A 26,802-nucleotide genomic window follows, 5' to 3' on the forward strand; every position below is an offset into this window, starting at 1 on the left:
GGGTCTGGACCGAATCACCCGCACCTTCGGTCCGGACCCGTCGCACGCCCGCCCGCGCCGTCCCCACGATCCCTCCCGGAGGAGAACGTGCCCCCTGCCCTGCCGCCGCGCCGCGTCCTGACGGTCGCCGCCACCGCCGCCACCCTGCTGGCCACCGCCCTCGGTGCGCACCCCGCCGGCGCCGCCGAAACCGCGACCACCGACAAGGTGCTCGTCATCGGCCTCGACGGCGTGGTCCTCGACCGCGTCAAGGTCGCCGACGCGCCCCACCTCAACGGCCTGATGGCCCAGGGTCTGACCGCGAAGAGCACCCTCTACGCCAACCCGATGGCCGCCACCTCCTCCGGCCCCGGCTGGTCCAGCATCGCCACCGGCGTCTGGCCCGACAAGCACGGCGTGAAGGACAACTCCTTCACCGGCAAGAACTACACGGCCCACCCGGACTTCCTGACCCGCGTCGAGAACGCCAAGCCGGCCCTCAACACCTACGCGGCCGCCGACTGGGAGCCCATCACCTCCACCGACCAGAACGGCCCGATCTTCTCCTCGAAGGTCGACAAGCGGCTCTCCCTCAAGGGCGACCGCGACGGCTACGGCAGCGAGGACCCCAAGATCGCCGCCGCGGCCGCCGCCGAACTGCGCGACCAGAACCCGGACGCCGCCTTCGTCTACCTCGGCGAGGTCGACCACGCGGGCCACACCTCCGGCGCGGCGAGCCAGGAGTACCTGAACGCGATCGCCCGCGTCGACGTCCTCGTCGGCAAGCTCCTCACCGCCGTGGAGAGCCGCCCCACCCGCGACCGGGAGAACTGGAAGATCCTGGTCACCACCGACCACGGTCACACCGACGGCGGCGGCCACGGCGGCTCCACGATCGCGGAGCGCGGCACCTTCGTCATCGCCAAGGGCGCCGGGATCCCGGCCGGTTCGGTACGCAACGACGTACGGCTCGTCGACGTCGCCGCGACCGCGCTCGCCCAGGTCGGCGTCAGCGCTCCCGCCCTCGACGGGGTTCCGCTGAACGCCCCCGACAACGACCCCTTCGACACCCTGCGCCCCAACCTCCAGGCCCGCGTGGACGAGACGGGCATCCCGGCCGGCGTGAAGGGCTTCACGCACACCCCGCCGGCCGGCTGGGCCGTGGACAACGCGAAGATGGGCGCGGGCGGGGTCACCGAGTGGGCCGGCTGGGCCTTCGCCACCGACGAGTTCTGGAGCCAGTCGCAGCGCGACCAGTGGCGCGAGCTGAACGTCCGCTCCCGCGACGTGTTCGCCGTGGCCGACTCCGACGAGTGGGACGACAAGAGCCACACCGGCACCTTCGACTCCACCCTGGTCACCCCCAAGTGGCCGGTCACCGGCGGCTCCACGAGGACCCTGACCTACCGGACCCACTACCGCCACGAGGCCGGGCAGACCGCCCAGGTCCTGGTCTCGTACAACGGCGGCGCCCCGACCGTGGTCAAGACGCACACGGCCGACGCCATGGCCAAGACCGAGAACCTGAGCCTGCCGGTGCCCGCCGGAGCCACCGACGTCCAGGTCCGCTTCCGCTACAGCGGCGCCAACAACTGGTTCTGGACCGTGGACGACGTCACCCTCGGCTGAGCCGCCACGAAAGGCCCGAGGGGGCCGATGTCCGGGCCGTGGACGGCCTCCGCGTCCGCGGCCCGCGCCGGATAGGGTGGTACAGACCAGGGCCCCCCGAGGTCAGAGGCCCCGCAGAGCGGAGAACAGTCCCGTGGCAGAGCGCAAGCCGATCGAATCCTGGCTCACCGACATGGACGGGGTCCTCATCCACGAGGGCACCCCGATCCCCGGCGCGGATGCCTTCATCAAGCGGCTGCGCGAGTCCGGCAAGCCCTTCCTGGTGCTGACCAACAACTCCATCTACACCCCCCGCGACCTCCAGGCCCGCCTCAACCGCATGGGCCTCCAGGTGCCCGTCGAGAACATCTGGACCTCCGCGCTCGCCACCGCCAAGTTCCTCGACGACCAGCGCCCGGGCGGCACGGCGTACGTCATCGGCGAGGCCGGTCTGACCACCGCCCTGCACGACATCGGCTACATCCTCACGGACCACGAGCCGGACTACGTGGTGCTGGGCGAGACCCGCACGTACAGCTTCGAGGCGATGACCAAGGCCGTCCGGCTGATCAACGCCGGCGCCCGCTTCATCTGCACCAACCCCGACGAGACCGGCCCGTCCACCGAGGGCCCGCTGCCCGCCACCGGCGCGGTCGCCGCGCTGATCACCAAGGCGACCGGCAAGCAGCCGTACTTCGCCGGCAAGCCCAACCCGCTGATGATGCGGACCGGCCTGAACGCCATCGGCGCGCACTCCGAGAGCAGCGCGATGATCGGCGACCGGATGGACACCGACGTCCTGGCCGGGCTGGAGGCGGGCATGCAGACCTTCCTCGTGCTGACCGGTCTCACCTCGATCGAGGACACCGAGAAGTTCCCGTACCGCCCGACGAAGACGGTCGACTCGATCGCCGACCTGGTCGATCTCGTCTGACACCGGATCACCGACGTTTCAACGCGTACGGCTGACACCCATGGGGCGTACGGCTGACACGTACGGGCCAAGCGCGCGCCGCTCCGGATGCGGAGCGGCGCGCCGCACGTGAGGCTCCTGTTCGAGGAGGTTCACCATGCGCAGTGCTCTGATCGCTTTCCGTGCCACCGGGGTGGCCGTCGCCCTGACGGCCCTCACCGCCGTGGCCGCGCCCACCGTCGTCGCCGAGGACTGGGACCGGGACAGGGATCGGGACCGCGGCAGCGTCTCGGTCCGGCCGAATCCCGCCGAACCGGGGGACCGGGTCAAGTTGGAGGTCCGCGGCTGCGCCTGCGACTGGGCCTCCGCCACGTCGTCCGTGTTCGCCTGGGAGGCCAGGCTGTCCCCGGGGCGCGACGACCGCAAGGTCCTGTGGGGCGACGCGACCATCGCCCACCACGCCGAGCCCGGATGGCACGAGATCCGGGTCAAGTGCGAGGGCCGGGAGGTGCGCGGCTCCATCCAGATCCATCGTGACCGCCCGAACCCGCACCACTCGCCGGTCTGGCCCGTCCACGCGGGCGGCGGCGGCATGGCCGCCGAGCTGGCCGCGTCCACGAAGATCGCCAAGGAACGGGAACGGGCCCGGGCCGCGGAGGGCGCGCAGGCGACCGTGACCGCGAAGAAGAGCCACGACGCCGACGGTCCGGGCCTGCCGCACACGGTGATCGGCGCCGTCCTGGCCGCCGCCGCGACGCTGGCCGTCGCCGGTCGGGCCCTGACCCTGCGCCGTCGCCGCAGCGGCGAGTGACGGTCCGCCTCCGGTGACCGGGGAGCCGAGGAGCTCCGGCGGATCCCGCGTGCTGACCGTCGCCGCGTGGTCGGTGCTGGTGTGCGGCTTGTGGCTGTGGGGTCGCGAGATCACCGGGGTCCCGCCCCCGCCCGCCGGTCAGGCGGGCGGGGTGGTGGTCCCGGGGCTGCCGGCGGCGCACGCCCCGCTGGCCGGGGCCCTGCCCGCGCGGGTCGACGTGCCCGCCATGGGGATCCAGGCGCCGGTGATCTTCCGCAGGCTCGACGCGCAGGGTGCGATCGAGCCGCCGCCGTACGAGAGTCCGGGCACGGTGGGCTGGTGGAGCGGCGGCACCCTGCCGGGCGCGGCCGGGCCGGCGTTGATGGTCGGCCACGTGGACACGAAGTCCAAGCCCGCGGTGTTCTTCGGGCTGAGCACCGCCGAGCCGGGCGGCAAGGTCCGGGTCCACCGGGCGGACGGCTCGGTCGCGGAGTTCACGATCGAGGACGTGAAGGTCTACGAGCGCGCCGGCTTCGACCCGGCCAAGGCGTACGGCCCGCGGATCAAGGGGCGGGCGGAACTGCGCCTGGTGACGTGCGGGGGCACGTACGACAAGGCCGCCAAGCAGTACACGGCCAATGTGGTGGTTTCCGCCTACCTGACGGGCGTCGGCGCCCGGCCCGGAACGGCCGTGTAGACGGGCCGGAACGGCTGCGTGGGCAGGGCCGGACGAGCGAACGAAGAAACCCCCCGAGGCATTCGCCTCGGGGGGTTTCTTCTCGTCTGTGCGCCGCCAGGGACTCGAACCCCGGACCCGCTGATTAAGAGTCAGCTGCTCTAACCAACTGAGCTAGCGGCGCTTGGTGACAGGCAAAACTCTACCCCACCTCCGGAGGTGCTCGTGACCAGCCGCGCCCGCGTTGTCCGATTAACCCATGTTTAAGGGGTTTGTCGTGCACGATATGTCTGGGCCGAGCCGCATCTGATGCCCCGCCAGATGCGTGCCCGGACGCCGGACCAGTGGACGAGCAGGGGAGTGGACGGAACCGCATGACGATGCAGCCGCCGATGCATGTGCAGATGCCGCAGATGCCCATGCCGGTCTTCGAGGAGTACGAGCCCGCGGGCGACTGCGTCTGCCTCGGGTGCGCGCAGCGCCGTCGCGCCCTCGCCCGGGCGCGGGCCATACCGCTTCGCGACGGCGGCCACCGCGCCGCCCGCGGCGCGCGCCGGGCGCTGGTGCTCGCCACCGCCGCCGGCGTGGTCCTGGGCGGCGGCGGCTCGGCCGCTCTGGCCGCCTCCGCCGCGGCACCCGGCCTCGGCCCGGTGCGCCTCGACGGCCCCGACCCGGGCTCCCCGCAGGGCGGCCGATCGCCGCTGCACGGGCCGAAGGGCACGCCCGCCAAGCCCGGCGGCCTGCCCGGCGCCCCGTCGGCGGTCCGGCGCATCGACCGGACGACGATCATCAACCGGGCGAAGCTGTGGCTGGACGCCAAGGTCCCCTACAGCATGTCCGAGTACTGGTCGGACGGCTACCGGCAGGACTGCTCGGGCTACGTCTCGATGGCCTGGAACCTCGGCACCAACGAGTGGACCGGCAGCCTCGACACCTTCGCCACCCGGATCACGAAGGAGGAGCTGCTGCCGGGCGACATGCTGCTCTTCCACAACCCGGCCGACCCCAACAACGGCTCGCACGTCGTCCTCTTCGGCGGCTGGGTCGACGGGACGCGGACGCACTACGTCGCCTACGAGCAGACCCGCCCGCACACCCGCAGGCAGGCCACCCCCTACGGGTACTGGACCAACGCCGCGAAGTACCTCCCCTACCGCTTCAACGGGACCACGGGAGGCGTCCCCGGCAGCACGCCGACGCCTCCCGTGACGCCCGTCGAACTGCCGTCGACCGGGTCCCCGCCGGCGGTGTCGGCGACCTTCCCCGGTGCCTCGAAGTTCGGGCCGGGCGCGAACAACGAGTACGTGACCCAGCTCGGCCGGTTGCTGATCGAACGCGGCGGCGCCCGGTTCTACCCCAACGGCGCCGGCCCGGTGTGGTCCGACGAGGACCGGCTGGCCACCCAGGCGTTCCAGCGGGCGCAGGGGTGGACCGGCGCGGACGCCGACGGCATTCCCGGCGCCCACACCTGGCGGCTGCTGGCCCTGAGGCAGGGCAAGAGCATCCCGCCGGCGGCATCGACCACGCCGACCACGCCCACGAAGCCGACCACGCCCACGAAGCCGACGACACCGGTCGGTCAGGCGGGGCCGGGCGGGGTGCCCGCCTACCCGGGGAAGGCCTTCTTCCGCCCGGGCCGGTCCCACGCGCTCATCACCGCCCTCGGTCGCCGACTGGTGCAGAAGGGCTTCGGCAAGCACTACACGTCCGGCCCGGGCGCCCTCTGGAGCGAGGCCGACCGCCGCAACGTCGAGGCCTTCCAACGCGCCCAGGGCTGGCGCGGTGCCTCGGCCGACGGCTACCCGGGCCCGGAAACCTGGCGCCGGCTGTTCGCATGACGGAGGCAACGATGTACCCCACCCGCACCACGTCCACGACGGGCGACTTCCCCGTTCCTCCGGTCCCGCACGGTTCCCGGCCCCTCGCCGTCGGCGCCTGCCCGGGCCCCGCCGCCGGGGACGGAGCGATCCGGCCGGGCGCGACGGCGCCCACCCAGGCCCCCCGCCCGGGGCGCTGGACCACCGCCCCGGCGCCGGCCGCGGCGATGGCCGCGGCGATGCCCGCGGCGGCGGCCCCGGCCGAACCGATCGCGGCCCCCGCCCCGGCCCCGGTCCGTCCCGCGTGGGCGCCCGAGAACCCGCCGGAGCCCGCCGCGCCCCCGGTCGTGCCCCACCCGGCCGCCGCGACGCACGCCCCGGTCCTCGACGTACCGCACCCGGCCGCCGACGCCGCCCCGCGGCCGGCGCCCTCGGCCGGCCCGCCGGAACCGCGCGGGGGAGAGGCGGCCGACGGCGCGGCGTCCCGGTACCCGGGCGACCTGCCGGCCCCGGCCCGCCCCGCGCGGGCCTCGCACCCCGGATCCTCGACCCCGCCGGTCGACGCCGCGCCGCGGGCCGTGACCGCCGTCCCCGCGCCCGGCGCCGCCGGCCGCGCCGACGAGTCGCCCGTGTACGCCCCGGCGCCCCGCCCTCACCCGGCGCACCCCGCCGACCGGCCGGCCGACGACGCGCACGTCCGGGCGGCCGTGCCCGAGCCGATGCTCCCGACGCCGCACCCGGCGTTCGCGCGGCCGGCGTTCGCCCACGCGGGTCCGCCCGAGGCGGCGGACACGGGCGCGGGGGAGCCCGCGCCGGCGCCGGTGCTCGTGCCGGAGCACCGCGGCTCCGTCCCCGTCGAGCCGGAGCGCCGCCCCCTGCGCGCCGCCGCACCCGAGCCGGCGGCCCCGACGGCGTACCCGACGCACGCCCACGGCCACCCGGCCGACGCCCCGGCCCCGCCCGCGTGGCCCGCCCGCACGGAGTCGGCGCCCCCGTACCCGCAGTCGCCCCGGGACGACGCGCCGGACCGCGCGCCCGAGCCCGCGGCCGACCACGCCGCCCCGGCGGAGGGTCCCGACGAGGAGGCCCCGGACGCGCGGGCGCACCCGGACGGGGTGCCGGCCGCGCGCGCGGAGGTGGACGCCCCGTCGGACGCCCCGCCGTCCCGACCCGTGACGGACCGCCCGTCGGACGCCCCGCAGACGCGGCCCGCGACGGACCGGCCGTCGGACACTCCGCCGTCCCGACCCGTGACGGACCGCCACTCCGCCCCGGCCGTCGAACCCCGGCCCCCGGCCGGCCCGCCCCTCGAACCCTGGCCCCCGGTCACCCCCGCCCCGACCCCGGCCGTGTCCGGCCGTCCGCAGGACGAGCTCTGGCCGCCCGCCGAGCCCGTCGTGCGCACGGTCCCCGGACCGGACGCGGCCGACGCCGGGGCGGACGACGTCGCCGATCTCGTCGCCCGGGCCGTGGCCCGCGGCATGGCGGACGCCGACGAGGACGACACCCGGGACCTCCCCCGTTTCCGTCCCGCCCAGGGGGCCTCCGCCACCGCGGTGCCCGTGCACCTGCCCTTCCTCGGGCAGACGCCGGCAGGACCCCCGGCTCCGGCCGAGGCCCCGGCCGCGCGGCGGTCCGGGCAGGCCGCGCACGCACCCCGACCCGCGGCCGGCCGTCGTGTCCCCCGGGGCGACGACCGGCTCCGCGAACACCGCGGACCCGTACTGCCCGGCTGGATCGCCGTGGCCGTCGGCGGGCTCGCGCTGGCCGGTTGCTCGGCGGTGCTCTGGCGGGCCGGCGCCGTCCCCGACGCCCTCGCCGCCGGCTTCGGCGCGGCCCCGCGCGCCTACCAGGGGCTGCGCGCGACCCACTGGCCCCCGCTCGCCTTCCTCGGGATCGTCACGCTCCTCGCGCTGGGCGGGCTGGGCCGCGCCAAGGCGGGCCACGCCTGGGTGCTGACCCTCTTCGGCAGCTACCGGGGCACGGTCCGGCGTACCGGCCTCACCTGGGTCAGCCCGCTGCTGCTGCGCCGGCGGGTGGACGTACGGCTGCGGCACTGGCGCAGCGACCCCATGCCCGCGGTGGACTCGGGGGGCCTCGCCCTCCAGGTGGTCGTGCAGGTCGTCTGGCAGGTCAAGGACACCGCCCGGGCCACCCTCGCCGTCGGGGACCACACGGAGTACCTGGCCGAGCAGGTCGAGTCGGCCATGGCCCGGGTGCTGTCCCAGCTGCCGGCCGACGCCTTCCACGACGACGCCCCGACGCTGCGCGACGCCGAGGCGGTCGGTGACGCGCTGACCCGCATGCTGGCCGCCGAGACCGAGGCCGTCGGCGTGGAGGTCTTCTCCGCCCAGCCCACCCGGATCGAGTACGCCCCGGAGGTGGCGGAGGCCATGCGGCGCCGGCGGATCGCGGCGATCGACGCCCGGCACCGGGACGCCGTGCTGTCCTCGGTCGTCGACGCGGTCGACGACACGGTCCACCGGCTCACGTCGCGGGGGATCGTCGAGCTGGACGACTACGAGCGCAAGGCCCTGGTGAAGGACCTCACCGTGGCCTTCTACACCGGCCGCTCCGACCAGTAGCGGCGATCGGCGGCCGGGACACGGGAGAAGGCGGCGGCGACGCGGAGAAGACGACGAGCGACGCGGGAGAACGGGTGGCCGGGAACGACCGGACCACCCGTTTTCCCATTGGTATAGACATGGCCAACTCTCGTCAATAATCTGGGACTTGGTCTAGACCTGCAAATCATCCCCACGCGTGCGCACGCTCTCGTCAGACTCCCCCCACGTCCAAGGAGCATCATGCGTTCCTTCCGCATGCCCAAACGAGCCGGCGTCACGGCCCTCGGTCTCGGTCTCGTCGCCGGTGCCACCCTCCTCGGCACCCCCACCGCCAGCAGCCACGGATACACCGACACCCCCATCAGTCGCCAGAAGCTCTGTGCCAACAAGACCGTCTCCAACTGCGGCCAGATCCAGTGGGAACCGCAGAGCGCCGAAGGCCTCAAGGGCTTCCCGGCCGCCGGACCGGCCGACGGGAAGATATGCGCGGCCGGCAACGCCCAGTTCGCCGAACTCGACGACCAGCGCGGCGGGACCTGGCCCGCCACCCGCGTCAACAGCGGCCAGAGCTACGGCTTCCGGTGGCAGTTCACCGCCAACCACTCCACCACCGACTTCAAGTACTACGTCACCAAGAACGGCTGGGACCCCACCAGGCCGCTCACCCGGGCCGCCCTCGACCCGCAGCCCTTCCTCACGGTCGCCTACAACGGCGCCCGACCCGCCTCGACCACCGTCCACCAGGGCACCATGCCGAGCGGAAAGACCGGGCGGCACATGATCCTGGCGGTCTGGACCGTCAACGACACCCCGATGGCCTTCTACTCCTGCTCCGACGTTCAGTTCTGACGTAACGTCAGCTAACCTCCGGCGGCATGCGGACGACGACCACACCCGAGACCGTCGCGGAGCTCATCGCGCGCCAATGGGGCGACCACCGGCCCGGCCTGAAGCACGAGCACGCCGTCCTCAGCCGACACCGGACCGCCCAGGAGGCCGCCGCACGCGCCGCGCTGCTCGTCGACCTCCTGCCGCCGGAGGCCGAACCGCACCTGGGAGTGCTGCTCGACAACACCCCGGAGTTCCCGTTCTGGCTCGGCGCGGCGGCCCTCGCCGGGGCCGCCGTCGCCGGGATCAACCCGACCCGGCGCGGCCCTGAGTTGGCCCGCGACATCCTGCACACCGACTGCCGGATCCTCGTCACCGAGCGCGCCCACCTGCCACTGCTGCGCGGCCTCGACCTGCCGGGCGTACGGATCCTCGTGACCGACACCGAGGAGTACGCGCGACTGCTGGCGCCCTACGCGGGAGCCAAGCCGGGGGAGGCCGTCCTCTCCGGCGGCCCCACCCCCGCCTCCCGGATGCTCCTCTACTTCACGTCCGGCTCCACCGGCGCCCCCAAGGCCGCCCTCTGCACCCAGGGCCGCCTGGCCGCCGCCGGAACCGCGCTGGCCCGCCGGTTCTCGGTCACCCCCGACGACGTCCACTACGTCTGCATGCCGCTCTTCCACGGCAACGCGGTCATCGCCGACTGGCTGCCGGCGCTGGCCGGCGGCGCGTCCGTGGCCCTGCGGCGGCGCTTCTCCGCCTCCCGGTTCCTGGACGACGTACGGGCCTACGAGGCCACCTACTTCACCTACGTCGGCCGGGCGATCCAGTACCTCCTGGCCACCGAGCCCCGCCCCGACGACCGCGCGCACACCCTGAGGCTCGGCTTCGGCACCGAGGCCGGCGCGGTGGACGCCGCCCGCTTCGCCGAGCGGTTCGGGGTCCGGCTGGTGGAGGGCTACGGGGCCACCGAGGGCGGCGCCTCCGTGGTCCGCACCCCCGACACCCCGCCGGCAGCGCTGGGCCGGGCCGGCGCCGGGGACGACCTCGCGGTCGTCGACCCCGAGACGGGGGAGGAGTGCCCGGCCGCCGCGCTCGACGGCTCGGGGCGCCTCCTCAACGGCCGGGAGGCCATAGGGGAACTCGTCAACCGCGGTCGCGGCCTCTTCGAGGGGTACTGGCGCAACCCCGACGCCGAGGCGGCGCGCACCCGCGACGGCTGGTACTGGACCGGCGACCTCTTCTTCCGGGACGCCGCCGGATTCCTCTACTTCGCGGGCCGCACCGACGACCGACTGCGGGTCGACAGCGAGAACCTCGCCGCGGCCGTCATCGAGAACATCCTCGCCCGATGGCAGGACGCGGCGGCCGTGGCCGTGTACGCCGTCCCGGACGAGGTCGCGGGGGACCAGGTGATGGCGGCCGTCGCGCTCCGCCCCGGAACGGAGTTCTCCCCGTCGGCGTTCGCCGCCTTCCTCGCCGCGCAGCCCGACCTGGGCACGAAGATGCCGCCGCGCTACGTCCGGGTGGTCCCCGAGATGCCGACGACGGCGACGAACAAGGTCCACCGCGTGGCCCTGCGCCGCGCCGGCTTCCGCTGCCCGGACCCCGTCTGGTGGTCCCCGCCCGGCGAACCGGGATACCGGCCCCTGGACGCGGAGTCCCTGGCCGCCCTGCTGTCGTCCTACGAGGCCCAGGGCCGGGCCGACCTCCTGGACCGCTGACCGGGCGCCACGACCGCCCGCGGGGGTAGGGCCGGCCCCACCCCCGACCCGCCCCCTGGGCCCATGGTCCGACCCGAACCCCAGGGCCTCGCGTGACCGCATGCACGAGGACGACACCCGCATCCCCTGGCGCGCCCCGACCGGCGACGGGTACCTCCGGTCCGCCCGGCCGTGGCGCGCGGCCGGCTACCTCGCCGGCTCCGCGGTCACCGGCCTCCCGCTGCTGCTCGCCGTGGTCCTGCTCACCGACTACGGCCTCGGCGGAGCCCTCGACGACGTCGCCGAGCGGTCCGCCCTCCCCGTCGACACCGCGTCGAGTTGCCCCGGCTGCCCGAGTCCGTCGAGGCCGGCTACTTCGCCGGCGGCACGGTCGTGGACCCCGAGGTGGTGCGCCGGCTCCTGGCCAGGCGCCGCGATCCGCCGGCCGCGCTCACCCCGCGCGAGCGGGAGGTGCTGGGCCTCGTCGCGGAGGGGAGGTCCAACGGGGCCATCGCCCGTGAGCTGGTGGTGTCCGAGGCGGCCGTGGGCAAACACATCGGGAACATCCTCGGAAAGCTGGACCTGCCGCCCGCCGAGGAGACGCACCGCAGGGTCCTCGCGGTCCTCGCGCACCTCAGGGGGTAATGGTTTTGAGCACCCCTGGGGACCGGGTAGTATTTTCTCTGTCAGGCGCCGCTAGCTCAGTTGGTTAGAGCAGCTGACTCTTAATCAGCGGGTCCGGGGTTCGAGTCCCTGGCGGCGCACCTGTACTTCGGGCGGTTCCCGGTTCACCGGGAATCGCCCGAAGTGGTTTCAGGGGCCGGGTGCGCGGGCCCGAAGCCGCCTCCGGGGTGCGTCGCCCGTCAGAGCGTGAGCGACAGCAGCAGCGGCGCGGCCTTCCGGTTCAGCGTCTCCGCCGCGGCCCGCAGTCGGTGCGCGTGCTCGACCGGCATCGACAGGGCCAGGCAGCCCACCGAGGCGCCGGCGGTGATCGGCACCGCCGCGCAGACGGTGCCCACGGCGTACTCCTGGAGGTCCAGCACGGGCACGGTGGCGGGCTGACTGTCCAGCTTGGAGAACAGCACGCTCTCGTTCACGATCGTCTTCGACGTCAGCCGGGCGATCTTGTGCCGGGACAGGTGGTCCCGTCGACCGTTCTGGTCGAGCTGGGTCAGCAGGCACTTGCCGACCGCGCTGGCGTGCGCCGCCGAGCGGAAGTCGACCCACTCGTGCACCTTGGGGGTGCGCGGACTGTCCGCGAACTGGGTGATGCGGACCTCGCCGTCGACGTAGCGGCTGATGTAGACCGCCGCCCCGACCGAGTCCCGCAGTCGGTCCAGGGTGTCCTGGAGCTTGTCCTGGAGGGCCTGCTGCCGGTCGACGCCGGAGCCGAGGAGGACGAGCGAGTCCCCTATGGCATAGGCGCCGTCGGAGACCTGGAGCACGTACCCCTCCCGGCGCAGCATGAGCAGCATCGGGGACAGGTGGACCGAGGGCAGGCCTGTCTCACGCGCTATCTGCGCGTCGGTCACACCGCCGGTGTGCCGGGCGATCGTTTCGAGTACGCGAAGGGCGTACTGCACCGAATGGAACGGCGCGGTCGGCTCGGGCTTCAGCGCCACGGTTTCCCCCTACCAGGTTGTTACCGCTTGCTCCCCCCACGATAGCCATCAAGCGGCTTGTGTGGAGCGCCTGTTGAAGAGATTGATGGCTCAATCAAGTCCCTCTGCCTGGATCTACTCGCTTGGCATATGCCGGCGGCATGAACGCTCCGGAGGGCCGTCGGGAATGTCCCGGCCTCCTCGATGGTTCGAATTCCTCGTACGGACATGCAGGAAGCCGCGAGGGCGGCACGGGACGGGAGCGACGATGAGTGACGCCGGGGACGAGGGAATCAGGGCAGCCGGGACGGGAGGGACCGCGGATCCGATCCGGGGAACCGTGCGGGGGAGCGCGCCGGTCCCGCTCTCGGTGCTGGACCTCGTCACCGTCGGGGCCGGCAGCACCGCCCACGCGTCGCTGCGCACCAGCGTGGCGATCTCCCGGCTGGCCGAATCCCGGGGGTTCCACCGGCACTGGGTGGCCGAACACCACTCCATGCCCGGAGTGGCCAGTTCCTCCCCGGCGGTGATCCTCGCCCACCTCGCCGCGCACACCTCCCGGATACGGCTCGGCTCGGGCGGGGTCATGCTGCCCAACCACGCCCCGCTGGCCGTCGCCGAGCAGTTCGGCACCCTGGAGGCCTTCGCGCCGGGCCGGATCGACCTCGGACTGGGGCGCGCCCCCGGCACGGACCCCCGTACCGCGGCCGCGCTGCGCGGAGCCGGACGGGCCGACGACGCCGCCGACGGATTCCCCCGGCAGCTGGGGGAGCTGATCCGCTTCCTCGACGACGACTTCCCCGACGGGCACCCCTATGCCCGGGTGCACGCCGTGCCCGGCCCCGTCCAGGGCCCCGCCGGCCGACCGCCGATCTGGCTGCTCGGCTCCTCCGGTTTCAGCGCCCGCCTCGCCGGCGAGCTGGGCCTGCCCTTCGCGTACGCCCACCACTTCTCGGCGGCCGGCACGATTCCCGCGCTGGACCTGTACCGGCAGAGCTTCCGGCCCTCGGCCGTGCTCGACGCCCCGTACGCCCTGATCGGGGCCGCGGCCCTGGCCGCCGACACCGACGAGGAGGCCCGGGCGCAGGTGCTGACGGGCGCGCTGTCGATGCTGCGGCTGCGCGGCGGGCGGCCGGGGCTGGTCCCGACGCCCGAGGAGGCGGCCGCGTACCCCTTCTCGCCGCTGGAGCGGGAGTTCGTGGAGGGCTGGCTCGCGAACATCGTCCACGGCACCCCCGACGAGGTCCGCGAGGGACTCGACGACCTGGTGAAGCGGACGGGCGCGGACGAGCTGATGCTGACCGCCAACGCCCACGGCGGGGATGCCCGGTTGCGCTCGTACGGGCTCATCGCAGATGCGTACGGCATGCCGACGGAGGACTCGAACTCCGCCTGAGCGCACAAGAACGGGGTTTGGCTGGTTTGTTGCCGAAACCTTGCCGGCGCATGGCTTAGTGCAGCCTTAAACCGCTCGTCACCCGGGGTGGCGGGCGGTTCTGCATATGCCCTCAGGTCTCTGACGAGGCACTTTGGCGCCCGAGTGGTCTAGTCCTTCTTTGGTCCAAACCATTGACTGGGGGCCGGGGTGATCGCTATCACTTCTCTCACCTGAAGCTGATGCCCCCCTCCCACCCCCCGGAGTCAGTTCATGCACATCCGTAAACCCCTCGTCGCGGCCGCCGCCACGGCCGCGCTGGCAGCCGGAGCGCTGGCCGGCTTCGCGGGCCTCGGCACCGCCCAGGCCGCAGGCTCCGCGAGCACGGCGAGCGCCGGCGGCGTGAAGATCGCGTACTACGACCAGTGGAGCGTGTACGGGAGTGCCTTCTACCCGAAGCACCTCGACACCCGCGGCATCGCCGGCAAGCTGGACGTGATCAACTACTCGTTCGGCAACATCCACCCCACCAACCTCACCTGTTTCGAGGCGAACAAGGCGGCGGGCGACGACAACAACCCCAATGCCGGTGACGGCGCGGGCGACTCGTACGCCGACTACCAGAAGTCCTTCAGCGCGGCCGACAGCGTCAGCGGGGTCGCCGACAAGTGGGACCAGCCGATCGTCGGCGTTTTCAACCAGTTCAAGCAGTTGAAGGCCAAGTACCCCCACCTGAAGATCAACATCTCGCTGGGCGGCTGGACCTACTCGAAGTACTTCAGCGACGCGGCCAAGACCGACGCCTCCCGCAAGAAGCTCGTGTCGTCCTGCATCGACCAGTACATCAAGGGCAACCTGCCGGTCGAGGGCGGATTCGGCGGTGCGGGCGCGGCCGCCGGCATCTTCGACGGCATCGACATCGACTGGGAGTACCCCGGCTCCTCCGGCGGTCACCTGGGCAACCACTACGCCCCCGAGGACAAGCAGAACTTCACGCTCCTGCTCAAGGAGTTCCGCAGCCAGCTCGACGCCTACGGCGCGGCCAACGGCGGGAAGAAGTACCTGCTGACCTCCGCCCTCCCGGCCGGCCAGGACAAGATCAAGTACATCGAGACGGACAAGATCGGCGCGTACCTCGACTACGCGAACATCATGACGTACGACATGCACGGCGCCTGGGACAGCGACGGCCCGACGTACCACCAGTCCCCGCTGTACTCCCCGGCCGGCGACCCGACCGACCCGATCGCCCCGGGCACCCAGAAGTACAGCATCGACAACGCCATCGACTCCTGGATCGACGGCAACCCGGCCTACGGCATCGCCGGCGGCTTCCCCGCCAACAAGCTGACCCTGGGCTACGAGTTCTACTACCGCGGCTGGAAGGGCGTCCCCGCCGGGGCGAACAACGGCCTCGCCCAGTCCGCGACCGGGGCCTCCGCGGCCCGGCCCACCAGCCAGCAGGCCGGCATCGCGAACTACAAGGAACTCGGCGGCCTCGTCGACAATCCGGCGAACACCTTCTGGGACGACCAGGCCAAGGCCTCGTACTTCTACAAGGACGGCGAGTTCTTCACCGGCCTCAACCAGAAGTCCATCCAGGCCCGGGTCGACTACGGCAAGCAGCGCGGCCTGGCCGGCGCGATGATGTACTCCCTCCTCGGGCTGGACAACAACACCACGCTGCTGAACCAGATCTCGGACGCCCTCGGCGGCACCACCCAGCCGCCGACCACCCCGCCGACCACGCCTCCGACCACTCCGCCCACGACCCCGCCGACCACGCCCCCCACCACGCCTCCGACGACGCCGCCCACCGGCTGCGGTGCGGTCCCGGCGTACGTGGCGGGCACGGTCTACACCGGCGGCACCGAGGTCTCCCACAACGGTCACAAGTGGAAGGCCCAGTGGTGGACGCAGAACGAGGTGCCCGGCTCCACCGGTGAATGGGGTGTCTGGAAGGACCTCGGCGCCTGCTGATCCCCCCACCCCGCGCCGAGCGCCGGCCGCCCCCGCCCCCTCCCGGGGCGGGGGCGGCCGTGTTCGCGCACCGGCGCGCCGGGAACAACCCCCGGCCGCCGTCGGGTTGACTCCGGACATGACTGCCACGCCATTCGAACCGCGCACGCTGCTCGCGGGGAGCCGACTCGGTGTCCTCGCCACGATCAAGTCGAGCGGCCTCCCCCAACTCTCCCCCGTCATGCCCTTCTACGACAGCGGGACGGGTCTGCTGCACGTCTCGATGACCGAGGGGCGGGCCAAGACGGCGAACCTGCGCCGCGACCCGCGGGCCGCCCTGGAGGTCACCGCCCCCGACGGCCGTTCCTGGGCCACCGCCGAGGGGCCCGTGACGCTCGTCGGCCCGGGCACCGACCCGCACGGCCCCGAGGTCGACGCGCTGGTGGAGTACTACCGCCTCGCCGCCGGGGAGCACCCGGACTGGGAGGAGTACCGGTCGGTGATGGTGTCCGACCGCAGGGTGCTGATGACGATGACGGTCGAGCGCGTGTACGGCGAGAAGCTCGGCTGACCGGTCCCCAGGGCCTGATCCGAAAGAGACGGCCTAGGCCTGGTCCCCGGGGCGCGAGCCGATCATCTCGGCGATCCGTTCCGGGGCCACGGCCCGCGAGTACAGCCAGCCCTGGCCCGTGTCGCAGCCGACGCGGCGCAGGCGCGCCGCCTGACCCGCGGTCTCCACGCACTCGGCGGTGACCGTCAGGCCCAGCCGGTGGGCGAGTTGGACGAGCGCCTCGACGATGGTCTCGTCGGCCGGGTTCGGGTGGGAGCCCTCCTCGTAGCGGAACCCCCGGACGAAGGAGCCGTCCAGCTTCAGCACCGACACCGGCAGCCGGCTCAGGTAGGCCAGGTTCGAGTAGCCGGTGCCGAAGTCGTCGATGGCGATCCGCACGCCCATGTCGCTCAGCGCCTGGAGCGCCTGCAACGGCCGCCCCGCCGAGCCCATCACCGCCGACTCGGTCAGCTCCAACTGGAGCAGCTGCGGGGCCAGTCCGGTCTCGGCGAGGATCTCCGCGACATCGCCCACCAGGTCCGAGTCCCACACCTGGCGCACCGCCACGTTGACGGAGACGAACACCGGTGAGTCGCTGGGCTGTTCGATCTGCCAGCGCCGCGCCTGCCGGCAGGCGGTCCGCAGCACCCACTGTCCCAACGGGACGATGGAGCCGTCCTCCTCGGCGATCCCGATGAACCGATTCGGCGTCAACATGCCGAACTGCGGGTGGTTCCAGCGCACCAGCGCCTCCACCCCGCGCACCGTCCCGCTCTCCAGGTCCACCAGCGGCTGGTACTCCAGCCGGAACTCCTCCCGCTCGACGGCCGGTCGCAGCGTCGAGGACAGGGCCTGCCGGGTCATGCGGTGCGCGTTGCGCTCCGGGTCGAAGAGGGTCCAGCGGGCCTTGCCGTCCGCCTTCGCCCAGTACAGGGTCGTGTCGGCGGCCTGCATCAGCCCCGTCGCCGAGGTCCCGGCCGCGGCCCGCTCCACCACCCCGATCGACGCGGAGACCGACAGCCGCTGCCCGGCAAGGTCGAACGGCTCCTGTACGGCGTTCAACACGCTCCGCGCCAGGTCCGCGAGTTGCTCGGTGCCGGTGGAGTCCTCGACGAGCAGGGCGAACTCGTCGCCGCCCAGCCGGGCCACCAGGTGCCCGCTCGTGCGCCCGTACCCGGACTGGTCGGCGCACTGCGTCAGCCGGGCCGCGACGGCCGCCAGCAGCCGGTCCCCGACCCGGTGGCCCAGGGTGTCGTTGACGGCCTTGAACCCGTCGAGGTCCAGGTAGCACAGCCCGATCCGACCCGTGCCGCCGTGCTCGTACGAGGACTGCTCCAGGGCGGAGGAGAGCCGTTCGAAGAACAGGGTCCGGTTGGGGAGTCGGGTCACCGGGTCGTGCATCTGGAGGTGGCGCAGCCGGGCCTGGAGGTCGCGCCGGTCGCTGATGTCGGCGACCGAGAGCAGGACGTCCCGGCTTCCGGGCACCGGCCCGAGGGTGACCTCGGTCCACAGCGAGTGCCCGTCGGGGTGTTTGAGGCGGCGGGTGCAGCGCAGTCGGGCCTGCCGGCCGCGGAGCACCTCCTGGTAGGCCTGCCAGGTACGGGCCTCCGCGGCGAGGTCCACCAGGTCGGCGGCGGACCGTTCGAGGAGAGCGAGCGGTTCGGCGCCCAGCAGCGAGGCGAGCGCCTCGTTGGCGGCGACGACGTGGCCGCTGCGGTCGACGACGGCCATCGCGAGGTGGGCCGCGTTGAAGGCGGCCTGGTAGTCGCGCGCCCCGGACGTGCGCGGGGACCGCGGGGCGGACGGGGTCGCCGCCGCGGGTTCTGTCGACATGCCGGGCACGGCCGGCACTGCCGGGTGACGCTCCGTAGTGGCCGATCGAATGCGGTCGGCCGCCGAACCGGTTCCCTCTGAGGTTCCGCTCACCGTTGGCTCCCGCAGTGCTCGTGAGTGTCCGTGCAGGAAAGTGTGCCGATCATAGAGGCTGCCGGACGGCCCTATCCAGCGGCGTCGCCGTACGGAGGGCGGTGGTTCGCGGTGATGACGGATCGTCGGCCGATCGACGCGTGATCGTTTCTGCGCGGCTGTGAACGCCCGACGGCCGCGCCTGATCTCCCGTGATCGGTCGTGACGTTCTGTAGGCAGGTCCGTGAAGTTCGGGGGTCACCGACTTGACGTATTACTCACTCGTGTGGGGCAGCGGAACAGGGCATTAGTAAGACAATCGCCTCAAGGTGGACAGGAGGGTACGAATCCACCACCGGAGGTCGATGTGCCGCGACAGCAGACACCCGGGGGAGTGGACCGCTCCCGCATCCGAAGTACGGCAGCCGTCGTCACTTCCATGGCGGCGCTCGCCGCGATGTCGCTCGTCGCCACCCCCGCGGCGGCCGCTTCCGGTGCCGGTCCCTGCGCGCTGACCCGTACGGCGGCGCACCACTCCCTCGGGCTGGACACCTGGAACGGCGCCTACCCCAGGCCCGAGCGCACCCTGAATGCGGTCATGGTCTTCCTCTCCTTCCCCGACCATCGCACCATCGTCACTCCCGAGGAGCTGACCGGCGACTACTTCCCCGCCACCAGCGAGTTCTTCCAGCGGGCCTCGTATGGACGCTTCCGACTGGTCCCGCACCCGCAGAAGCGGTGGATCCGGATGCCCAGGCCGTCCACCGCGTACGGCATACAGCGCGACTGGGCCCCCGAGGCCCGGGCGGCCTACCTGCGGGACGCCGTCGCCACCGCCGACCCCGAGGTGGACTTCAGTCGGTACGACCTCGTGTACTTCGTCGCCGACCCGGACGCGCCCGGGGTGGACTCGGACGCCACGAAGGTCGTCAACTTCGACCGGCCGATCCGCGCCGACGGCACGGACCTGCGGCGGATCGTCACCGTCTTCGAGCAGCACCCGCCCGACCGCAACGTCCTCGCGCACGAGACCGGGCACGTCTTCGACCTGCCCGACCTCTACCACCGGCCGTCCGACGGCAAGGGCGACTGGGACACGTACGTCGGCGACTGGGACGTCATGGGCAGCCAGTTCGGGATGGCCCCGGACCTGTTCGCCTGGCACAAGTGGAAGCTGGGCTGGCTCAGCCCCTCCCAGGTCGACTGCGTGCGCTCCGGCTCCTCGCTGCACACCCTGCAACCGCTCGCGGAGGGCGTGCCCAGCGGCGGCACCGGCGGCACCCGGCTGGCCGTGGTCCGCACGGGTCCCGGCAGCGCGATCGCCATCGAGGCCCGGGGCTCCGCCGGCAACGACGGGGACACCTGCACGGAGGGCGTCCTGGTCTACCGGGTCCGCAACGAGCCGGCCTCGGGCGGCGGGCCGATCGAGGTGTTGGACGGCCACCCGGGCACCGAGGCCTGCTGGGACCGGTCCGTGTACCCGCCGCTGGCGGACGCCCCGCTGGAGGTCGGTGAGGCGTTCACGGTGCCGGGGGAGCGGATCCGCATCGAGGTGGCGGACCGGACCCAGTCCGGCGCGTACACCGTGAAGATCACCACGTAGCCGCGCGGGCCCCGGTCCCGGGGCCCGCGGGCACGAAAAGGGCCCCCACTCGCGTGGGGGCCCTTCTCCGTCTGTGCGCCGCCAGGGACTCGAACCCCGGACCCGCTGATTAAGAGTCAGCTGCTCTAACCAACTGAGCTAGCGGCGCTTGGTGACGAGCTAGACATTAGCATCAGGATCGGCCGAACCAAAAATCGATACCTGCAGGCGGGCGGCGTGCAGGAAGGCCCAGAGCAGCGAATCGGCGCCCGGCAGCCAGGGCCGCCGGGAGTCCGGGGCCACCAGCCAGCGGGACGGCCCCGGAGAGGGCGCCAGCGGGGGCACGGTGACCGCGTCGCCGCGGCCGTGACAGAGCGGGGCGGCCGCGGTCGCGTCCCACTCCTCCCAGGCGAGCAGGGCCGGCAGCCGCTGCGCGGTGCCCGGCGCGGCGAAGAGCAGCGTCCGGCCGCGGTGCACGGCGGCGGGCCCGGAGCCGGGCCCCTCGGCCCAGAGCAGGTCGAGCATCCGGCGCCCGAGGACGAGCGGGACGTTGACGACGTCGAACGCGGTCCCGCAGGGCAGCGCGGCCGGAGCCGCGGGCCGCGCCCGCCACGCGGCGAGCGTCTCGTGGGGCAGGGCGCACGCGGAGGCGAGCCAGGCCGCGCCCTCGGGGGTGACGAGGGTCGCGGACGCGGGGGCGGTGCGGACTTCGAGGGCGGCGCAGCCGGTCAGGGTCGTCATGCCCCCAGGTCTACCCGGGGTAGCGCGACCGTTCCGGGGAGTTACGGGAATCCGGGACAGGGGCGACCGGGCGGGAGTATGGTGCGCCCCGCATATGCCAGATGTGACGTGCGCCGCACCCGGATCCGGATGCGGCGCACGGGCCGGCTCACTTCGCGGAAGCCACTAGGGGCCGTCCGGGTGGCCGTCCCGCAGCAGGGTCTCGCCGAACTCGATCATCTTGACGGCGTAGTCCTCGGTCCACTCCGCCTGCTCCGCGATCGCCGACGCGGGCAGCCGGTCGAAGCGGCGCGGGTCCGCCAGCTGCGCCGCCGCGACGGCCTGGAACTCCACCGCGCGCTCCTGGGCCGCCCGGAAGGCCAGCGTCAGCTCGGTCGCACGGGCCAGCAGCTCCCGCGGGTCGTCTATCGACTCCAGGTCGAAGAAGTGCTCCGGGTCCGTTGCCACCTCGGAAGGCTCGAAGAGCAGCGGCGCGGGCCGCAACCTCCGCTCGGTGCGCTCGGGCTCTGCCATGCGTGTCCTCCTGCTGCGCGTACGTCGTCCCTTCCGGGCCACCCTCCATTGTCCAACGTCGCGCAAGAGTGCACCCGGGGCGTCAGACGCCCGCCGGCTCCTTCGCGAGCGCCGCGATGTCGTCGAACACGCCGGTGAGCTCCTCCGCGAGCCCCTCCGGAGCCTCGAATCCCTCGTCTCCGACCAGCGCGTTGATGCCGGGAACGGCCACCGACCGCTCGGCGGGCAGCATGCCCAGACGGGTCAGGACGGGGAGCAGCATCTCGGCGGCGGGCGCTCCGCCGGTCGGGCCCGCGCTGTAGCTGACGATGCCGACCGGCTTGCCCCGCCACTCGCGGTAGAGGAAGTCGATGGCGTTCTTGAAGGGGGCGGTGTAGCCGCCGTTGTACATCGGCAGGACGAACAGCACGGCGTCCGAGGCGTCGATCAGCGCGCTCCACGCCAGCGTGTGCGGATGGGTGTAGATGCCGCTGGAGGCGTACTCCGGCTCGTCCAGGAAGGGCAGCGCGATCTCGGCGAGGTCGATCGGGGTGACCTCGAACGCGCCGTGCTCGCGGGCCCGGCCGACGACCCACTCGGCGAGCGGGCGCCCCGAGGAGGTGGGGCGGGTGGCGGCGGAGATGACGTGCAGACGGGTCATGGGGGTTCTTTCCTTCGGCTGTCGGTGCGGTGCGTCGGGGCAGTCTCGTGGGTGACGCGGCCCCCGGCCAAGCCGGGGCCGGGGGATGCGTCAACCGGGCGGGTGCCGCCCCGCCGCCGACGGGGGCGCCCGAGCGGCCGCCTCAGGGCCGCCAGGCCACCCGGTGTTCCGCCAGATGGGCCAGCACCGAGTGGTTGGCCTCCCAGCCGTCCGGGAACTTCACCGTCACCCCCAACTGCACCGGCTCCGAGGACGGATGGTCGTCCAGCAGTTCCGCTATGCCCGCCCGGGCCACCACCACACAGGCGTGCCGGTGCCGGGACGCCAACACGCACAACCGCCCCGTCTCCAGGTGGAACGCGGTCGCGTCCGGCCGCCCCGACAGCGGGTGCAGCACCACCGTCAGGTCGAACTCCCGTCCCTGGAGCCGGTTCGCGGTGTCCACCGTCACCCCCGGGACGCCCAGCGCCGTCAGGGCCGCCCGCACGGCGGCGGCCTGGTCCCGGTGCGCGGTGCCCACCGCGATCCGGTCGGCGGTCAACGGCATGGGGCCCGGCGACTGTTCGTCCACCGTCATCGCACCCCGGTCCAGTGCCCGGCGCACCACCAGGGCCACCGCCCGCACCGCCTCCGGGTCGGTCCGCGGAGTGTGCCGCGCGGGCAGCTCCAGCAGGCCCCAGCCCGACTCCGCGGCCTCGTCCAACACCCGGTCCGGCCCGGACCCGTCCGAGGCGACCCCGTACGACAGCTTCCGGTCACCGGGACCGGTGCCGCTGCGGAACCTGCTGTACGGGTAGAACGCCCGCGACACCAGCGGCGCGGCCGACGCGGGCAGCCGCCAGGACACCGGCAGCCGGTGCTGCGGCAGGTGCGGGTTGTGCGCCAGCAGGGTGGACACCGCCGAGGCGGAGGGGTCGTAGGACAGCCCCGCCCACTGCTCGGCGCCGACCACGCTGAACGGGTCGAGCTGCCCGGGGTCGCCCACGAACAGCGCCCGCTCGAACAACCCGGCCACGGCCAACAGCGCGTCCGAACGCATCTGGTACGCCTCGTCCACGATGGCGTGCTCCCACGGCTCCGTGTCCTTGACGTACGCCCACTTCGCCGCGGTGGAAATGGTGATCGGCAGCTCGGCGAGGTCCGCCGGCTTCGCCGACAGGGTCACCGAGGGCAGCTCGCGCAGCGCCGGGTCGTAGGCGTCCCCGTCGCTGCTGTGCAGCCGGCCGACCTTCAGCCCCGGATCCTTGCCGTGCAACCGCACCACCAGGTCGTCGACCTGCGCGTTCGTCTGCGCGACCACCATCAGCCGACGCCCGGCGGCGGCCAGCTCGCGGGCGGCCCGGACCACGAGCGTGGACTTGCCGGCGCCCGGCGGGGAGTCGACGACCACGCCCCGCTCCGCGCCGTGCAGGGTGTCGTGCAGGATGGCGGCGGTCGCCCGGTCGGCGGCCGCTCCCGGATCGAAACTCACAACAGGTCCTCGGCGGTCACGGGGTCGGGCGCGGGCAGGTGCGGTCGGTCGGCGCTCAGGTGCGCCGGCGGTCCTCCGTGCGTCCACGGGGTCTTCTCCGGATCGGGCAGCCTGGGGCCGCCGCGCGCGTCGTGCTCGAACAGCGTCCAGCAGAGCCGGTCGCCCTTCTCCGGCACCGAACCGGGAACGGGCTCCCTGCCGCCGCCCATCTTGTCGAGCAGCCGCAGCACGATCCGCCCCGCGTCCTCGAACCGCACGAACTCGGCCGCCTGCGGACGTCCGTCGAGCGACCGGAACACCTTCCCGCCGCCCCCGTCCGCCAACTGCGGCCGGTCCTCGGTGTCCACGGTCACCAGCGGGCGCGGTCGCGGCCGCTTGGCCTGCGTCCACTCCATGACCACCTCGGTGACCTCCCCGGCGAACGCCTCCCCGGACAGCCGCCGCCCCGCCATGACCAGCGGGTCGTCCAGCGCCTCCTGGGCGTCGAGACGGACCTGCTCGGTCTCGCGCGTGGCCAGTTTCTGGGCGGCCGTCACCGCGTCGTCGCGGCGCGGCTGCGGGGGCTCGCCCGCCCGCACCCGGTCCCGGTGCCCGGTGTACGACCAGCGGTCGCGGGTCCAGCGCTCCTCGGTCCGTTCCCCGGCGGGCAGCGCGCGCACCAGCTCCAGCGCCCGCCACACCGCCGCCCACGTGGGGCGCATCTGGTCCGCGACGAGTTCCCGGACCTCCCGCTCGGCCCGCTCGACGGCGGCCGGGTCGCCCGAGGCGCGCGCCGCGTCGTAGCCGGCCATCGCGGGGGCCAGCAGCCGGTTGTCGAAGGCGGGGTCGGTGGCCGGCCCGGCGGGCGGCACCAGCAGCCCGCCCCGCGGGTCCCGGGCCACCTCGACGCGCAGGGCCGCCTCCGCGCCGGATTCCCCCTCCGGCGGTGCGATCCAGGCGAGCAGGGCGCCCAGGTGCTGGTCCTCCAGATTGCTCTGGCCCGTCGCCCAGTGCCGACCGAGCAGCTCCGTCGCCGACAGCAGCATCGAGGAACCGGGCACCCGTGCCCGCTCCCCGAGGTGTGTGAACCAGCGCCCCAGCAGCGGCACCCGGGCCGGCGCCGGGTACGGGTTCTCCGGATCCTCCTCGGCCGTCCGCCGGAACCGCATCGACCGGCCGAGGAGGCGTACGTACTCCACGCCCGCCCGGCTGGGCACGATCAGTTGGGGGGCGTCCAGGCACAGCTCGGCGGCGACCTTGCTCTTGGCGCCCGTCTCGGGATCGGTCTCGTTGCGCTCCACGAGCTCGACGTCGTCCGCGTACCCGTCCACGTACGGCAGCACCTGGTCGGCCAGCTCCGCGAGGAAGGTCCAGCGCAGGTCGCGGTCGCGCGGCTGCGGGACCACGAGCAGCGTCGGCGCCGCCGGATCGGTGCCGACCAGGGCGCCCAGCGGCGCCCCGGCCTCGCCGGCGGTGGTCAGCGGTACGACGACCAGCGGGCGCTCGCCCAGATGCCGGTGCCGCACGGTCGCCAGGGCCTGGGCCCGGCCCGCCCGGACCGCCTCCAGGCGCGCGAGGGTGTTCAGCAGGGGCATGCTGCCGCCTCCGGGGACGTCGGGGCGGGGACGAGCGTCAGGGCCTCGGCGCGCAGCCGGGCGGCCTGGTGCAGCGCGGCCGCGATCGGGTCCTCGGCGCAGCCCGCCCCGGAGGCGGCCGCGAGGGCCGACTCCACGGTGGTCAGACCGCCCAGCTCGCCCCGCAGGGAGCGGCCGAGCGCGGTCACCTCGTCCGCGTCGCGGGCCCGCTCGCGGCAGTGGAACGCCAGCTCGCAGGCGGCCAGGCACTCGGGGGCGTACGCGGCGGTGACGGCGGACACCGCCTCGGTCAGCTCCTCGGCCGGCCGGGCGGGATCGAAGCAGGTCCCCTCGGGCAGGGCGGCGGCCAGGTCTTCGACCCGGGTCAGCCGCTCCAACTGGCGTCGGGTCACGGCGCGCTCGCGCCGCACGTCGACGAGCGCCGCGGTGGGCAGGTTGGAGAAGTCCTTGGGGCAGACCAGCACCACCTGCTGACCCACGGTGGAGCCGGGCAGCTTCTCCGCGGTCCTCTCCAGGGCCAGCACGTACACGGCGGCCTGCCGCGCGGCGGCGCCCACCTTCGCCGCGTCGGCGCTCCCGTCGATCATCGGGAACGACTTGATCTCCACGACGGTCCACCGACCGTCGGGGTGCACCACGACGGCGTCCGGCTCCAGGTAGGCGGGTGTGCCCGCCACCTCCAGGGCCAGCATCGGATGGTCGAGCAGCGTCCAGGTCCCGGCGGCCGTGGCCTCGCGCAGCGCCAGCGCCGTGCGCGCGGCGCGCCCCTCGGGGCCGGCGGCGGTGAGATCGGGCACCGGGACGGCCGGGCCGGGCGGTTCGGCCCCGGCGCCGAGCCGTTCGTGGACCAGGCGCAGCAGTTCGGCCCCGCCGTCGCCCTTGACCTTGGCCTCGAAGGAGTTGCCGCGCACTATGGCGAACTGCGACTGCCCGAAGGGGGCGGGGGAGCCGAGGGCCTGCGCGAGGGCCGTCTTGTCCACGCCGGCGCCGTCGAGCAGGGCCCGTCTGCCGCAGCCCGGGTTGGCGGCGAGCGCGGCCAGCGCGCGGGCGTCGAGCGGGCGGGGCGGCACGGCGGGGCCGCGCAGGTCAGCGAGCCGCTGCCGCAATGTCGTCGTCTGCGGTGTTCTCTGCGGAGGGCCGCCGGCCGGGTAGGAGCTCACGGGCGGAAGTGTCCCATCCGCCACTGACAATCGTGGTCTTACGCCGGAAACCGGCCGTTCCCGAGCGGAACCGACGGGCCAGGAGCAGGCCCAGGCCCATCACGGCGGCCCCGGCGACGACGTCCAGGAAGTAGTGGTTGGCCGTGCCCATGACCACGAGCGCGGTGCCGGCCGGGTAGGCGATCCCCAGGGCCCGCGCGAGGGGGTGCCGGGCGTGGGTCCACAGCAGCACCCCGCACCACAGGGCCCAGCCGAAGTGCAGGCTCGGCATCGCCGCGTACTGGTTGGTGAAGGACCCCAGGCCGCGCGGCGCGCTGGCCTCCCCGCCCCACCAGCCGTACGCGCTGTACTGAGCCATCGTGTCCGTGAACCCGTGCGCGGCGTCGAGCAGCCGGGGCGGGCTGGTGGGCATCAGGCCGAAGCCGATCAGCGCCGCCAGGGTGGAGAGCACCAGCCAGGTGCGGGCGGACCGGTAGTGCGCGGGCCGCCGGCGGTGGAGCCAGACCAGGACGGCCGGGGTGACGAGGTAGTGGAGCGAGGCGTAGCCGAAGTCGGCGGGCACGCCCCACCAGGGGGATCCGGAGAAGAGCCGGTTCAGCGGGCGCTCGAAGTCGATCCGCAGCGCCTCCTCGACGCGCAGGACGGCGAGGCCGTGTCCGACGGCGAGGTCCACGTCGCCCCGGGCCAGGAGCCGGCCGGCGGAGTACGCGCCGTAGACGAGCCCGAGGAGGAGCAGTTCCGTCCACCATCGAGGGGGCCGCTGCCTGTCAGTCATGAGGTGTAGGACGCTTGTGCGACCGGGGGAGTTGCCCGGTGTTCATGTGTTGGATGATGGACGGACGACGGAACC

The 26,802-nt window shown here is 73.6% G+C and carries 21 protein-coding genes, 3 tRNA genes and 1 pseudogene; 14 read left to right on the forward strand and 11 right to left on the reverse strand.

From position 1 onward, the window contains the following. The first annotated feature begins 87 nt into the window (after positions 1–87). From OG906_RS21615 to OG906_RS21630, 4 genes are all read left to right on the forward strand, one after another. Positions 88–1,608, forward strand: a complete 1,521-nt coding sequence (locus OG906_RS21615) for an alkaline phosphatase family protein (RefSeq protein WP_329445022.1) — start codon at positions 88–90, stop codon at positions 1,606–1,608. A gap of 133 nt (positions 1,609–1,741) precedes the next feature. After that, entirely contained in the window at positions 1,742–2,521 is a 780-nt protein-coding gene (locus OG906_RS21620) for an HAD-IIA family hydrolase (RefSeq protein WP_329445023.1), read from the forward strand. A 136-nt stretch (positions 2,522–2,657) separates the two neighbouring features. Then, the gene (locus tag OG906_RS21625; protein WP_329445025.1) at positions 2,658–3,311 is read left to right on the forward strand and encodes a hypothetical protein; all 654 of its coding nucleotides are present in this window, start codon (positions 2,658–2,660) and stop codon (positions 3,309–3,311) included. Between the two features lie 49 nt (positions 3,312–3,360). After that, complete coding sequence (locus OG906_RS21630) at positions 3,361–3,987, forward strand: class F sortase (RefSeq protein ID WP_329445027.1); 627 nt, start codon at positions 3,361–3,363, stop codon at positions 3,985–3,987. Positions 3,988–4,076: 89 nt separating this feature from the next. Here OG906_RS21630 and OG906_RS21635 read toward each other — a convergent pair. Beyond that, positions 4,077–4,150 (reverse strand) — tRNA-Lys (locus OG906_RS21635). 229 nt (positions 4,151–4,379) lie between these two features. Between OG906_RS21635 and OG906_RS21640 the strand changes: the two genes are divergently transcribed. From OG906_RS21640 to OG906_RS21665, 6 genes and pseudogenes are all read left to right on the forward strand, one after another. Next, on the forward strand, positions 4,380–5,804 hold the full coding sequence (locus OG906_RS21640; RefSeq protein ID WP_329448088.1) for a peptidoglycan-binding protein: 1,425 nt from the start codon (positions 4,380–4,382) through the stop codon (positions 5,802–5,804). Then, a complete protein-coding gene (locus OG906_RS21645) occupies positions 5,801–8,368 on the forward strand; it encodes an SPFH domain-containing protein (protein WP_329445029.1) in 2,568 nt (855 codons plus the stop codon). Before OG906_RS21640 ends, OG906_RS21645 begins: the two co-directional genes overlap by 4 nt. Before the next feature lie 237 nt (positions 8,369–8,605). After that, entirely contained in the window at positions 8,606–9,199 is a 594-nt protein-coding gene (locus OG906_RS21650) for a lytic polysaccharide monooxygenase auxiliary activity family 9 protein (protein ID WP_329448089.1), read from the forward strand. A 26-nt stretch (positions 9,200–9,225) separates the two neighbouring features. Beyond that, a complete protein-coding gene (locus OG906_RS21655; RefSeq protein WP_329445031.1) occupies positions 9,226–10,902 on the forward strand; it encodes an AMP-binding protein in 1,677 nt (558 codons plus the stop codon). Between the two features lie 357 nt (positions 10,903–11,259). After that, positions 11,260–11,526: pseudogene (locus tag OG906_RS21660) on the forward strand (response regulator transcription factor); the annotation flags it as partial. A 45-nt stretch (positions 11,527–11,571) separates the two neighbouring features. Further along, positions 11,572–11,645: transfer RNA gene (locus OG906_RS21665), tRNA-Lys, on the forward strand. Positions 11,646–11,744: 99 nt separating this feature from the next. Here OG906_RS21665 and OG906_RS21670 read toward each other — a convergent pair. Beyond that, positions 11,745–12,503 (reverse strand): IclR family transcriptional regulator, encoded by a 759-nt coding sequence (locus OG906_RS21670; RefSeq protein WP_267801608.1) that lies wholly within the window; start codon positions 12,501–12,503, stop codon positions 11,745–11,747. A gap of 247 nt (positions 12,504–12,750) precedes the next feature. Between OG906_RS21670 and OG906_RS21675 the strand changes: the two genes are divergently transcribed. The 3 genes from OG906_RS21675 to OG906_RS21685 all read left to right on the forward strand — a co-directional run bounded on the left by OG906_RS21675 (position 12,751) and on the right by OG906_RS21685 (position 16,387). Then, the gene (locus OG906_RS21675) at positions 12,751–13,878 is read left to right on the forward strand and encodes an LLM class flavin-dependent oxidoreductase (protein ID WP_329445033.1); all 1,128 of its coding nucleotides are present in this window, start codon (positions 12,751–12,753) and stop codon (positions 13,876–13,878) included. Positions 13,879–14,130: 252 nt separating this feature from the next. Further along, the gene (locus tag OG906_RS21680; protein ID WP_329445035.1) at positions 14,131–15,837 is read left to right on the forward strand and encodes a glycosyl hydrolase family 18 protein; all 1,707 of its coding nucleotides are present in this window, start codon (positions 14,131–14,133) and stop codon (positions 15,835–15,837) included. Positions 15,838–15,955: 118 nt separating this feature from the next. Then, positions 15,956–16,387 carry a PPOX class F420-dependent oxidoreductase gene (locus OG906_RS21685; RefSeq protein WP_267801604.1) on the forward strand — a complete coding sequence of 144 codons (432 nt, stop codon included), beginning with the start codon at positions 15,956–15,958 and terminating at the stop codon, positions 16,385–16,387. Between the two features lie 33 nt (positions 16,388–16,420). On the opposite strand, the gene OG906_RS21690 is transcribed toward OG906_RS21685, so the two are convergent. Then, positions 16,421–18,199 carry a putative bifunctional diguanylate cyclase/phosphodiesterase gene (locus OG906_RS21690; RefSeq protein ID WP_329445038.1) on the reverse strand — a complete coding sequence of 593 codons (1,779 nt, stop codon included), beginning with the start codon at positions 18,197–18,199 and terminating at the stop codon, positions 16,421–16,423. Positions 18,200–18,638: 439 nt separating this feature from the next. Between OG906_RS21690 and OG906_RS21695 the strand changes: the two genes are divergently transcribed. Further along, entirely contained in the window at positions 18,639–19,874 is a 1,236-nt protein-coding gene (locus OG906_RS21695; RefSeq protein WP_329445040.1) for a M6 family metalloprotease domain-containing protein, read from the forward strand. A gap of 74 nt (positions 19,875–19,948) precedes the next feature. Here the strand turns inward: OG906_RS21695 and OG906_RS21700 are convergent. The 8 genes from OG906_RS21700 to OG906_RS21735 form a co-directional block, all read right to left on the reverse strand. Next, a tRNA-Lys gene (locus tag OG906_RS21700) sits at positions 19,949–20,022 on the reverse strand. An 11-nt stretch (positions 20,023–20,033) separates the two neighbouring features. Continuing rightward, a complete protein-coding gene (locus OG906_RS21705; RefSeq protein ID WP_329445042.1) occupies positions 20,034–20,594 on the reverse strand; it encodes a bifunctional DNA primase/polymerase in 561 nt (186 codons plus the stop codon). A 165-nt stretch (positions 20,595–20,759) separates the two neighbouring features. Further along, positions 20,760–21,107 carry a hypothetical protein gene (locus tag OG906_RS21710; RefSeq protein WP_267799485.1) on the reverse strand — a complete coding sequence of 116 codons (348 nt, stop codon included), beginning with the start codon at positions 21,105–21,107 and terminating at the stop codon, positions 20,760–20,762. A gap of 82 nt (positions 21,108–21,189) precedes the next feature. Further along, positions 21,190–21,747, reverse strand: coding sequence for an NADPH-dependent FMN reductase (locus tag OG906_RS21715; RefSeq protein ID WP_329445046.1), 558 nt, complete (start codon positions 21,745–21,747; stop codon positions 21,190–21,192). 142 nt (positions 21,748–21,889) lie between these two features. Further along, the gene (locus OG906_RS21720; RefSeq protein ID WP_329445048.1) at positions 21,890–23,218 is read right to left on the reverse strand and encodes an AAA domain-containing protein; all 1,329 of its coding nucleotides are present in this window, start codon (positions 23,216–23,218) and stop codon (positions 21,890–21,892) included. After that, positions 23,215–24,792: a hypothetical protein gene (locus OG906_RS21725; protein ID WP_329445050.1), complete on the reverse strand. Its 1,578-nt coding sequence runs from the start codon at positions 24,790–24,792 to the stop codon at positions 23,215–23,217. The genes OG906_RS21720 and OG906_RS21725 overlap by 4 nt, the downstream gene beginning before the upstream one ends. Beyond that, the gene (locus OG906_RS21730) at positions 24,780–25,952 is read right to left on the reverse strand and encodes a hypothetical protein (RefSeq protein ID WP_329445052.1); all 1,173 of its coding nucleotides are present in this window, start codon (positions 25,950–25,952) and stop codon (positions 24,780–24,782) included. The genes OG906_RS21725 and OG906_RS21730 overlap by 13 nt, the downstream gene beginning before the upstream one ends. Next, entirely contained in the window at positions 25,879–26,727 is an 849-nt protein-coding gene (locus tag OG906_RS21735; RefSeq protein WP_329445054.1) for a phosphatase PAP2 family protein, read from the reverse strand. Before OG906_RS21735 ends, OG906_RS21730 begins: the two co-directional genes overlap by 74 nt. Positions 26,728–26,802 lie beyond the last annotated feature (75 nt).

It is taken from the genome of Streptomyces sp. NBC_01426, from assembly GCF_036231985.1.
In the GTDB taxonomy this organism is placed as follows: Bacteria; Actinomycetota; Actinomycetes; order Streptomycetales; family Streptomycetaceae; genus Streptomyces.